The sequence below is a fragment of the Modicisalibacter sp. MOD 31.J genome, assembly GCF_020147985.1.
Lineage (GTDB): Bacteria > Pseudomonadota > Gammaproteobacteria > Pseudomonadales > Halomonadaceae > Modicisalibacter > Modicisalibacter coralii.
Genome location: NZ_JAGXFF010000002.1, coordinates 1059425 through 1071609 on the forward strand (window position 1 = coordinate 1059425; position 12185 = coordinate 1071609).

At 62.4% G+C, this 12185-nt stretch carries 7 protein-coding genes; 3 read left to right on the top strand and 4 right to left on the bottom strand.

Going from position 1 to position 12185, the window contains the following annotated elements; genetic code table 11:
• Nucleotides 1-135 precede the first annotated feature (135 nt).
• On the bottom strand, nucleotides 136-1614 hold the full coding sequence (locus KGR00_RS10575; protein WP_224419747.1) for a TrkH family potassium uptake protein: 1479 nt from the start codon (nucleotides 1612-1614) through the stop codon (nucleotides 136-138).
• Nucleotides 1615-1691: 77 nt separating this feature from the next.
• Here KGR00_RS10575 and KGR00_RS10580 point away from each other — a divergent pair, with 77 nt between their 5' ends.
• The 3 genes from KGR00_RS10580 to KGR00_RS10590 all read left to right on the top strand — a co-directional run bounded on the left by KGR00_RS10580 (nucleotide 1692) and on the right by KGR00_RS10590 (nucleotide 5681).
• Nucleotides 1692-2855, top strand: a complete 1164-nt coding sequence (locus tag KGR00_RS10580; RefSeq protein WP_224419746.1) for a cation diffusion facilitator family transporter — start codon at nucleotides 1692-1694, stop codon at nucleotides 2853-2855.
• Between the two features lie 212 nt (nucleotides 2856-3067).
• Nucleotides 3068-3718 carry a transglutaminase-like cysteine peptidase gene (locus tag KGR00_RS10585; RefSeq protein ID WP_224419745.1) on the top strand — a complete coding sequence of 217 codons (651 nt, stop codon included), beginning with the start codon at nucleotides 3068-3070 and terminating at the stop codon, nucleotides 3716-3718.
• A gap of 52 nt (nucleotides 3719-3770) precedes the next feature.
• Nucleotides 3771-5681, top strand: coding sequence for an EAL domain-containing protein (locus KGR00_RS10590; protein ID WP_224419744.1), 1911 nt, complete (start codon nucleotides 3771-3773; stop codon nucleotides 5679-5681).
• A gap of 126 nt (nucleotides 5682-5807) precedes the next feature.
• Here the strand turns inward: KGR00_RS10590 and KGR00_RS10595 are convergent, their stop codons facing one another.
• From KGR00_RS10595 to KGR00_RS10605, 3 genes are all read right to left on the bottom strand, one after another.
• Entirely contained in the window at nucleotides 5808-6176 is a 369-nt protein-coding gene (locus KGR00_RS10595; protein WP_224419743.1) for a tryptophan synthase subunit beta like protein, read from the bottom strand.
• Between the two features lie 13 nt (nucleotides 6177-6189).
• Nucleotides 6190-6741, bottom strand: a complete 552-nt coding sequence (locus tag KGR00_RS10600; RefSeq protein WP_224419742.1) for a hypothetical protein — start codon at nucleotides 6739-6741, stop codon at nucleotides 6190-6192.
• A 72-nt stretch (nucleotides 6742-6813) separates the two neighbouring features.
• The coding region (locus KGR00_RS10605) for a tandem-95 repeat protein (RefSeq protein WP_239032091.1) at nucleotides 6814-12185 on the bottom strand (5372 nt) is incomplete at its 5' end.

The window sequence follows — 12185 nt, forward strand, 5'->3', positions numbered from 1 at the left end:
TTCTTCGCTCTTACATCTTCCCTCTTCCCTCTTCCCTCTTCCCTCTTCGCTCTTCGCTCTTCCCTCTTCGCTCTTCCCTCTTCGTTCTTACCTCTTCGCTCTTACCTCTTCGCTCTTACCTCTTCGCTCTTGTTTTCACTTCTTCCAGAACATCGGCGTCAACAACACCAACACCGTCAGAATCTCCAGCCGCCCCATCAGCATGCCCACGCACAACAGCCACTTGGCGGCGTCGGGCAGCGTGGCGAAGTTGCCGGCCGGACCGATGATGTCGCCGAGTCCGGGGCCGACGTTGGCCACCGCGGTCGCCGCCCCGGACAGCGCCGTCACCAGATCGAGCCCCAGCATCGACAGCCCCAGCGCGATGCCGGCCACGGTGAGGAAGAAGAAGAACGAGAACGCCACCACGCCACGGCCGATCTCCTCGTTGAGGATGCTGCCGTTGTAACGCTGGGCGAACACCCCGTTGCTGTGGATCAGGAAGCGCAGCTGGTTGCGCAGGGTCAGCAGGGCGATCTGGAAGCGGAAGATCTTCATCCCACCGCTGGTCGAACCGCTGCAGCCGCCGACGAAGGTCAGATAGAAGAAGGCGACGATCGGAAATGCGCCCCATTGGGTGTAGTCGTCCGAGGCGTAGCCGGTGGTGGTAACCACCGAAACGACGTTGAAGCTCACCTGGGTCAGCGCCTCGAAGGCCGGCGTGCCCTGCAGCACCCGGTAGAGGGTCAGCGCCACGATGGCCAGCACCAGCAGCAGCAGCATGCCGCGCACCTGCTGGTCGTTCCACAGCACCCCGGGCGAGCCGCGCGCCGCGCGAATGTAGAGCACGAACGGCAGCGCGCCGCTGAGCATGAACAGCGTGCCCAGCCACAGCAGCACCGGCTGCTGGGCATAGGCGCCGAACGAGGCGTCGGAATTGGCGAAGCCCCCGGTCGACAGCGAGGTCATCGCCAGCACCACCGCATCCAGCGGCAGCATCCCCGCCAGCCAGTAACAGAGCACCGCCGCGCCGGTCAGCCCCAGGTAGACGCTCATGGTCGCCTTGGCGATACCCCCGGTGCGTGGCATCACCTTGTCGGACCAGTCGGAGGACTCGGTATGGAACAACCGCATGCCACCGACCTTGAGAAACGGCAGGATCGCGATCGCCATGACGATGATGCCGATGCCGCCCAGCCACTGCATCATGCCCCGCCACAACTTGAGACCATCGGACAGCCGCTCGATCCCCACGAGTACCGTCGAGCCGGTGGTGGTGATCGCCGAGATCGACTCGAAGACCGCATCGGCGAACGACAGCTGCGGCGCGCCCAGTACCAGCGGCAGGCTGGCGAAACCGCTCACCGTGACCCAGCTCAGCGTGGTCAGCACGAACATCTGGCGCGGCTTGAGCTCGATCGGCACCCGCCGGGTCAGCAGCAACGCCATGGCCACCGTGGCCAGAATGATCGCCAGCGACACCGCAAAGGCCCGCGCATCGGGGTCGCCCTCGGTGATCAGCACCAGCCAGGGCATCACCATGAAGGCGGCCAGCACCAGCCACAACACCGCCAGTACCCTGACCACCGGTGCCCACGGCGCAAGCGCCATCCGCGGCATCGCGAGTGAAGCCATTCGGTCGATCCCTTGATTCCCTGTGTTTGGGCGGCAACTATAACGCAGAAATTTTTCGCCTTCCCGGACCACCGCGCATGAATTCGACATCGCCCCAGCCCGACGGCCTCCGCGCCGCCCACCGCATCACCCTCATCGGGGGTGTGCTGAACACCCTGCTGGGCATCGCCAAGATCGTGGTCGGCCTGCTGGTCGGCTCGGCGGCGCTGGTTTCCGACGGTATTCACTCCTTCTCGGACCTGGTCACCGACGCCTTCGTGATCGTCGCCACCCATTTCGGGCGCCAGGAACCCGACTACAACCATCCCTACGGCCATGGCCGCATCGAGACGCTGGGCACCCTGCTGCTCGGCAGCGTGCTGCTGTTCGTCGCCGGCGGCATCGCCTGGGCCAGCCTCAGCCGGCTGATCGCCGGGGCTCCCATCCCGCCGGCCGGGCCGGTGGCGATCGGCCTGGCGGTGATCGCGCTACTCGCCAAGGAGTGGCTGTTCCGCTATACGCTGACCACCGCGCGGCGCATCAAGTCGCCCCTGCTCGAGGCCAACGCCTGGCATCACCGCAGCGACGCCCTGTCGACGGTGGCGGTACTGGTCGGGCTGATCGGCACTCAGTTGGGGCTGGGCTGGATGGACGCTGCCGCAGCGGTAGTGGTGGGCCTGCTGGTCGGCAAGATCGGTGCCGCACTGCTCTGGGATGCCGGCAAGGAACTCATCGACACCGCCCTGCCCGAAGACGACCAGCGCCGCATGCGCGAACTGGCCCTGGCCGTGCCCGGCGTGCACGACCTGCATCAGTTGCGCACCCGCAAGGTCGCCGAGCGGGTGCTGCTCGACCTGCACCTGGTGGTGGCACCGCGCCTGACCGTCTCCGAAGCCCACGAGATCGGCAACGAGGTCTGCCGCGACCTCTATGACGCCTATCCGGAGCTCGCCGACATCACCTTTCACATCGACCCCGAGGACGACTCCCACGACGAGGTGCCGGCCCGCGACGCCGCCCTGCCCCTGCGCGAGGACGTCGAGCAGGCCCTGGACGACGCCTGGGGCGGCCTCGACTGCTGGCAACGCCGTGTCGCGCTGGACCTTCACTACATCGGCAACCGCATCGACATCTCGCTCTACGTCGCCGAACGCACCACGCCCGGCAATCTCGACACCCAGGCCAGCCGGCTGCGCGAAGCCGGCCGGGAACTGCCCTGGCTGGGGCGCCTGCGCGTCTGGGAAGGCCCGGGGCGGGCGTGAAACGCGTGGCGCTCACATCCGCTGCGCGACAGACTCATCCAAGGCCACTGCCAGGAAATGGCCGGCGTTAATACCGCATATGCTGGCTTCGCACCTGGCGTTAATCGCTTATTCTGCTGGGTGAGCAAAATCGCGCACCACCTCGGATTCTTGACTTGCCTAGAGCCAGACGCCAACGAGAGCCTGCTTCCGCCGCATTACGGTGGCGCGCGTTGCTGTTCTTCATGATCGTGCTGCTCTCGACCGGCGGCGTCTTGAGTCTGGCCAGTGCGGCCATGGATGTCTCGCGAATGCGAACGTTCATGACCGGCGAATATGGCCAGGATGGCACGCGCGTTCTGGACGCCTGGCTGCAATTGCTCGATACGCTCGACGGGCAGCCGACCTCCCGGAAGCTGAGAGACGTCAACGACTTTTTCAACCGGCATGTCCGTTGGCTGGACGACATCGACGTGTGGAAGGAAAAGGACTACTGGGCGACCCCCCTCGAAACACTCGGGCGCGGCGCGGGGGACTGCGAGGACTACGCCATCGCCAAGTACGAGACACTCAAGAAGCTCGGCATACCCGGAGAACGGTTGCGCATGATCTATGTCCGTGCGCGCATCGGCCTCGGTGGCCGCTCCCAGGCACACATGGTCCTGGGTTATTATGAGTCTCCCGAGGACGAGCCCGTGGTACTCGACAATCTGCTTCCCACCATCCTGCCCGCCAGCCAGCGCGATGATCTGACCCCCGTGTTCAGTTTCAACAGCGACGGCCTGTGGGCCGGTGGGGCCACGCGCTCGCTGGCCGACCCGACACAGCGCCTGTCCCGCTGGCGACGCGTTCTGCAACGCATGGCGGCACAGGGTTTCCTATGAGCATCAGGTGTCGCGGCACTCACATTCCCGGGCCCGGCAGGAGCACGCTTCAATGTCCTTGATCAAGCAATTATGGCTGACCATCCTGGTATTACTCCTGCTCACCCTCGGCGGCAGCCTTTTCATCGGCACGCTGACCAGCAAGCAATACATCGAGCAGGAACTGCGCATCAAGAATGCCGACAACGCTCATGCCCTGGCACTCTCTCTCAGCCAACTCGACAAGGACCCCGTCACGGTCGAACTGCTGGTGTCGGCCCAATTCGATACCGGCCACTATCGACGCATCGAGCTGACCTCACCGGAGGGTGAGACACTCGAGCAGCGAGTCAGCGATGCCGTCACCACCGACGCCCCGGCGTGGTTCGTCGATCTCGTCGATTTCGATGTTCCGCCGGGAACAGCGGTCGTTCAGGACGGCTGGAAACAATTTGCCACCATAACCCTGGAAACCCATGTCGGTTATGCCTATAGCGCGCTATGGCGTAATGTCCTGGATCTCATGGCGTGGTTTGCCGTCGCCGCCCTGGTCAGTGCCGTGCTGGCCTGGTGGATCGTGCGGACCATTCGTCGCCCCCTGCAGACCGTGGTCACCCAGGCCCGCAACATCGGCGAGCGGCGTTTCACCATCAGCAGCGTGCCACGCACCCGGGAACTGCGCGATGTCGTTCAGGCCATGAACCAGTTATCCACGGTGGTCAGTCGCATGCTCGCCGAGGAAACGCATAAGCTGGACAAGCTACGGCGACGCTTGCAACACGACGAGGTGACCGGTGTGGCAAAACGCGACACCCTCATCCACCGGCTCGATGCCATGCTGACCAGCGACAGTCAGCGTTCGGCGGGTCATCTGGTCATGGTTCGTATCGCCAACCTGGCTGCTCTCAACGATCGCCTGGGATACCTGGCCACCAATCAGTTGTTGGTCGAGGTAGCGGACAAGCTCCGCCGCCTGGCCGACGACTACGACGATGGTCTCGTCGGTCGACTCAACGGCACCGATTTCGGCATGATCCTGCCGGGATGCGATGACTCGGTTCAGCTGAGGGCGGCCATAGCGCACCGGCTGCACGAGCAATCCATCACCGAACACGGTGATGTCGAACTGCCCGTCTCGCTGGTCGCCTATACCCGCGACAATACCCGCGGTGAATTACTCAGCGCGCTGGATGGCGCACTCGCCAAGGCCGAGGCCCGGGGCGACATGGCCATCGAGATCGCCACGACCGACGCCGGACAATTGCCGTACCATACCCATGACGACTGGCGCCGGGCTCTCGACGAAGCCCTGACGACCCAGGGTGTCCAACTGGCCCGCTATCCGGTACTGGATGACCATAGACGATTGCTCCACCATGAGAGTCCGGCACGCCTCATGCTCGGCGGCGACTGGCAACCGGCCGGCCTATTCCTGCCCTGGGCATCACGCGCCGGATTGAACCAGGCTATCGACCTGGCCGTGGTCGACACCGCCTTGCACACCATCGCGACCGACGCCATTCCGCTGGGCATCAATCTGTCCAGCGAATCCATCCGTGACACCGGGTTCGTCGCGGCACTGCGTCAGCGACTGCAAGCACACCCGCAGTCGGCAAGCCACCTCTGGATCGAAGTTCCCGAGTCGGCAGCGGTCCGGCACATGGCCGCCTTCCGCGCCCTGTCGCAAGAGATCCGTCCCTTCGGCTGTCGACTGGGTATCGAGCATGTCGGCCCGGAGTTCGCCAAACTCGAGTCTCTCCATGACCTGGGACTGGCCTATCTCAAGGTCGATGCGTCCTTGGTCAGGCATATCGACAAGGACGACCAGACCCACCCCTTCTTGCGCGGCATCGCCACGCTGAGTCATTCCATTGGCGTGTTGGTCATTGCCGAGGGAGTCGGCAATCGCGCCGAGCAGGAGACACTCTTCGATCTCGGTTTCGATGGGGTCACGGGGCCAGGGGTCACCGACCGGCAGGATTGAGCGGACCCCTCGCCCGCCAGGCCGACACAAAGGGGGCGAAACCCTATCGGCGGATGTCAGCCCGACAGGCAGCGAGCAAGGCGCCCCGGCATAGGCTTCGCGCCGGGGCCGGGGCCGGGGTCGAAGTCAGATCAACCACTCATCGTCTTCATCGCCGAGCAACTCGACACTATTGACCTGCCGGCGAAGTGTTTGGCGCTTGAGGAGCTTTTCACGGGCGGCCTCGGGCAGTTCCGTAAAGCTTATGACGCCCTTGGCAATCAATAACTCGATGACGTCTTCCAGGACGCGCACGAATGCCAGATCGGTATCGCGAAGCTTGCGATGCTGCCCCATCAGGCCCTCTCGTTCGAAAAAGGCCAGGATTTCAGGATCATTGGCTTCCAGGGCTTCATGACAATCTTCACCAGGTTCACGCGCCACCATGACGGGCGTGCCTGACGCATCTCGTTTTACATAAAACACAGCAGCCTCCCTGGCGGCATGCAAGGCCACCTTTCAGACGCGTTCACGATGGCTTCACCGGGTGCTTCTTCTCGCGCGGGGCAACCAGAACCGCCCCTTCAGGTAGAGCAGACCTGACGCCCCCCCCTTTCTCGCGCCGCGCACGTTCCCTGTCGAGTGCCTCGAGATAGCCGCCATAGGTTTCACGGTGGGTCATCAGGCGTATCTCTTCGGCCACCTGGCGGGCCCATGCCGCGCCGCCAAGCAGATACGCAGACTGGGTCACGAGATCCACATAAGAGGAGCGCAGAATGAACGCAATGCTTCGTTCATAATCGTCCCCCTCACGCTCCATCTTGTTCGCCGCTTGCCAGTTCGCTATCGCCGTGGTGAGGATGGCATGCAAGCGATCGAAATGTTTCACATAGAACGCATTGCAAGGCAGATCGATCAACATGTTCGAAAAGACACGGTCGATGGTCTCGTCATCGACAGGATGGTCGCGATCGATCAGGTCATCCCAGACATGCGCGATATCGCTGATGATGCCGATGAACTCGATGGCATCTCGATCCCCTTTCAACCATGTTTCCAACACGCCGTCATCAAAATACATGCTTCCCCCTACCGGTTCACCCCCTTCCCGGCCAAGCCGGAAAGGGGGCAGGACTCGCTCAGCGAACGGCCATCACTGGTCCAGCATCAACTGGCCACTGTCCAGCATCTGTTGGACGATATCGCTACTGTAGTTCATGCCCTGCATGTGAATCGTCTGGTCGGCAACATCCAGGGAACTGCCATCACCAAAGCTTCCCGATGTACTGACATGCAGCACGGTACCGCCTTCGCCGTCGTCGCTGGCACGCAGGTAAGCATCCAGAGACTCCGACCTGTCCTGCAGGAGCTCCGACAGATCCAGCTTGTCGCCTTCGGCCGTATTGAATGACATGACGGTATCCTGAGCAGCGCTACCCGACGCCCCCTGGTCGCCCAGTGACCACTTGAACGTGTCCGCTCCCATGCCACCGTAGAGGATGTCATCCCCCGAGCCACCCTGCAGCAGATCATCGCCACCTTGGCCGTAAAGAATGTCGTCACCGGCTCCACCACGCAGGATGTCGTCACCGCCCGACGGATCGAGCTGATTGAATTCGGCGTGATGGTTCACGATGAAACCCTTCAATACTTCGGTGGACAGCGAATCGGGGTCCTCGACGCCCAGTCTGCCCGCAACATACGACTTGAGAGCCGTCAGACCGTTACCCTCGACCCCGTCGAAATCCAATTTGTCGCCAAAAATGATGTCATTCCCGCCACCGCCATCGACGACATCGTCACCGGCAGGAAGCTCCACGTTCTTGCCGAGAATGGCATCGGCGAGGCTCTCGGGAGAGATACTCGTCTGCACCGTGCCGTCACTATCGAAACGGCTCAATTGCGATTCCTGCAGAGAATCACCCAGGCCGATCGAGTCAACCGTACTGACGTCCTCGAGCAGCGCGAACGCCTCGAGTGAATCATTCACGAGCGAGCTGGGAGTACTCTGCCCATCCCCATCCAGAAACGATATTTCATGACCGCCCCGACCATCGTCCTGGACCTGGCCGATGACCTCGTTATCCCAGCCTCTATCACAGAAACTACCGTGATGCTCCCACTGATACACGTTACCCGAACTGTCCACCACGAGCCGGTCTTCGCCGGCAATGTTCATGTAATGGTTCTGGCCGGGCTGGTAGTCCTCGGCGTCGAAGGTCCAGGTTTGCCCGTCATAAGTGCCGACGACGGCGCTCTTGGCTTCATCGCTCTGGTGGTACGTCGGCAAGCCATCGGTGATGAAGTAGGTCAGGTTCGTCCCCGGGTTGGACGTCACGAGGTCACTGTAGAACCAGTTAGCCGTTGTCTTGAAGGCATCCTCATAGTTCGTGCCACCACCACTTTGCATGGTGTCGAGCACGGATTTCAGCCGGACCAGGGCATCAGGGTCGGACAGGTCGACACTGACATTCCTGCCAGCCTGCCTGTCGAAATCCAGCAGGAAGACATTGACGTTCCCGGCCCCTTCCTTACTGACGATATGACTGAGCGAGTCGAACATGTGGGTCAATGAACTCTTTGCAGAATTCACGTCTGACTGCGACACACTGCCTGATGTATCGACGATGAAGGCCACATTGTAGTTCGCACCCGGTACCAACTGCAGGCCGGTGGCGTCACCGACGATGATATCGCTGGCGTTGGTCCCTTCGATGGTGTCGTCCACCGGGGTACCCATGGTCACGGCGTACTGTTCGACACTGGCGCTATCGACAGCCGATGCCGAGTCGACGACGGCACCGTCGACGATTTCACGGGACTCGACGGACGCCTGGATATCGAAGCTACCGCTATCGAGCGGAATCTTCATGGTAAGGCCGAGATCGTCCAGTGACGTGCCCTGGCTGTTCTCGACATACCAGTCACCATTATCCAGTGCAGTGACGCCATCACCGAGAATCTTCACCCCCTCGGGAATACCCGACAGCGTGATTCCCGTCAGTACCTCGCTGCCGTCCACGTCCACCAGTGCGGCAGACAGATCGAGAGCCACGATGTCGTGACCGGTGGGCGTAATGGTCGTCGACACCTCGGGCGGCATCATGGTGACGCCATCGCCGAAGATCAATCCACGGATATTGTTGAGCGTGATCGTCATCCCGGTGTCGAGATCGGTAATGCGGCCGTCATAACCCGAGTTCTGGTGCAGCTCGCCCAATGCGACGCCGTAGCTGGCATACGGCTTGCTCAGATAGAGGTAATCCTTGTCCTGACCGTCGATCGAATTGACAGGCTGGTTGCCGTTGACGAGCTTGTTGAAATCACCGGAAAGGACGATGACATCCGCGTTCTGAGAATTGCCCGCACTGCCCGGGTTGAGATTGCCGTTTGAGAAAGGCGGTTCGAAGACACGACCACTGAGCCCCTGGGCGGAGATAGTACCTGCATCGACGGTGATGGTGACCGAGGAATCCTCGACGGTCAGCCTGGTACCGCGCTCGGAGGACACCAGGTCGCCGACCGAGATACTGACCTCGGGGGCATCCGCTACAGGCGTGACATCGATCGTCAGAGTCGACTCGTCACCCATGCCGCTCGCATCGGTCGGCCTGAATGACAGGTGCGCATAGTCGGCCTGCTGGTCGCCGACCCCGTTACCCCCGTAGCCATCGAAGCCAGACTCGTTGGACGCCGGCATGAAGCGCAGTAACCCCGCATCGACATCGGCCTTGGTAAAGGCGTCGTCGACGGATACCGCGACCCATTGCCCGTCGGCATTCTGATGCTGCAACTGGCCGGAATCCGGCAGGCCAGTGACGACGATACCCAGGGCCGCATCGGACGAGTCGACATCGGTGACCCCAAGATCACTCCAGGCCAGGGTGATCGCGGTATCTTCCTGCCCCGTAACACCCGCCGGTTGGGCGGAAGGTGCATCATTGATACCGGTGACCGTCACCGTCAGGGTCGAGCTGGCCGTACCACCCTGGCCGTCACTGATGGCGTAGGTGAACTGATCGCTTCCCTGCTCGTCCTCGGACAACGCTCGGGTAGCCGCACGATTGGCGTCCAGTACATAGTGGTAGCTACCATCCGCCTCGAGCGTCAGCGTGCCGTAGACTCCTTGAAGGGTCGCGCTCGCGCCACTGGCAACGCTGGATTGAGTGCCAGCTTGCGTATTGGCGACGCTGGTCACCGTCAGTGGATCACCTTCGGGATCACTGTCGTTGGTGAGAAGGTTACCGCTGGCCAACGTCGAGCCGGGATCGACGATACTGGCGCTACCGTAAATCGTTTCGCCACTGGGTACCGCGAGCGTGGTCGGCGTTCCGAGCGTCTGAGTGTCGACGTTCATCGGCGTGGCGAGGTTGTCGGTGGTGATGATCAGCAATTCGCCCTGGGCATTTTCCGCCAATCCATACACCGGCGCATTCATGGTTGCTACCACAGTCGTGGTCGCGTTGCCGGTGGCATCGGTGCGAATACTGCCGTCATCGTTCAACGCGACCTCGAGGACACGCTCGTCCGAATCGGCAACGTAGAGATGGTTGCCGACATACTGCAGGTCCCCGCCCGATGTGAAACCGGTCGAGGCAATCTTGGTAGCCACCAGCGTCGTCGGGTCGATCGAGAACAACCCCTTTGTGCTGGCACTCGCAGCGATCAGGTTGCCATCCGGCATCAAGCCGAGGGCGTTGATACCGTTCAGGCCCGACACGGCGCCCACGGCGGTTGCCATCCCGGTCTCAGCGTCGATGCTGTAGAGCGTCGTCCCGGCGAAGGCGACACCGTAAAGCATTCCGGACGTCGCACTGGGGGAGATATCGCCCAGATAAGTGACCTCATTGCCGGCGGCGTCCTTGATCGTGACACTGCTCTGCCCTCCCGTGGTCAGATTCCAGGCTTCCAGCGTCCCCTGTGCCGTGGCGAGGTAGACGATATCCGGCGCTGCGGAGACCCCCGCTGAATCCGGGTTCGCCACCGGTGCATCGTTGACCGGTGTGACGAACAGCGTGACCGTTGCCGTATCACTGCCGCCCTGACCATCGCTGATCGTGTACTCGAACGTGGCAGGACCGTTGTAGTCGGTGGCCGGCGTGAAGACGATGGTACCGTCGTCATTGAGCACGACGCTGCCGTGGCTGGCATTGCCGACACTCGTGACAGTCAGCGTATCGCCATCGGCATCGGTATCGTTGGCCAGCAGATCGTCGGTACGCAGGTAGATCGAAGTGTCTTCCGCGGTGGTCAGCGGTGAATCGACAACGAAGTCACCGAGTGGCGAATAATCGCCGTCGCCGAACTTCATCTGGGGTTGGAAAGTTGCCGTTCCGGCTTGGTCCCAATAGATGATTTCGATGGCATGCGTGCCACCCTGGGCCACCGTAAAGCTGTGCTCGTTGATCGTCGGGGTCTGATTGTGGTCGACCGTGGCCACCGGCTTGCCATCGATCGATACCTGATAGCCATCATCCGAACGAATCTTGAACGAGTAACTGCCCGCTTGCAGCTCGACGACCCCTTGCATCCGCAGAATGGCATCGGTTCCCGTCGTCGGTGTCTGCGTGCTCAGCGAATCGGCGTCGGCACCGAGGAACGTCTTCAGATTGTCGGGATTGGCGAGATTGCCACTGATGTCATTGTAAAACAGCGAGCTTGCCACGAAGGTCGCATCGGGCGTGCCTTTCTCGGCAATGAAGGCCTGAACCTGCGAGACACTCGTCAGATTCGGGCCGTCGGCGTCAGCTCCCTCTTGATAGGCGAAATACTCCGAATAAAGCCCGCCAAGCTTGCCATGAGTGGTATAGCTGTCGTCGTTCGCCACCGGGTCGTCGTTGACCGGGGTGACGCGCACGCCGACCGTGGCCGTGGCGCTGCCGCCCTGGCCGTCGCTGACGGTGTAGTCGAAGCTCGCGTCGCCGTGGTAGTCGGCGGTCGGAGTGAAGGTGATGCTGCCGTCGGCGTTGAGCACGACGCTGCCGTTCACGGCACCGCTCACCCCGGTGATCGTCAGGGTGTCGCCGTCGACGTCGCTGTCGTTGGCCAGCAGGGTCGCCGGCTGGATGGTCAGCGGGGTGTCTTCGGCGACGGTCAGGGCGTCGTTGGCGGCGTTGGGGTCGGCGTTGTCGTCGCCGGCACTCGGGTCGTCGTTGACCGGGGTGACACGCACGCCGACCGTGGCCGTGGCGCTGCCGCCCTGGCCGTCGCTGACGGTGTAGTCGAAGCTCGCGTCGCCGTGGTAGTCGGCGGTCGGAGTGAAGGTGATGCTGCCGTCGGCGTTGAGCACGACGCTGCCGTTCACGGCGCCGCTCACGCTGGTGATTTCCAGGGTGTCGCCGTCGACGTCACTGTCGTTGGCCAGCAGGGTCGCCGGCTGGATGGTCAGCGCGGTGTCTTCGGTGGTGGTCAGGGCGTCGTTGGCGGCGTTGGGGTCGGCGTTGTCGTCGCCGGCACTCGGGTCGTCGTTGACCGGGGTGACGCGCACGCCGACCGTGGCCGTGGCGCTGCCGCCCTGGCCGTCAC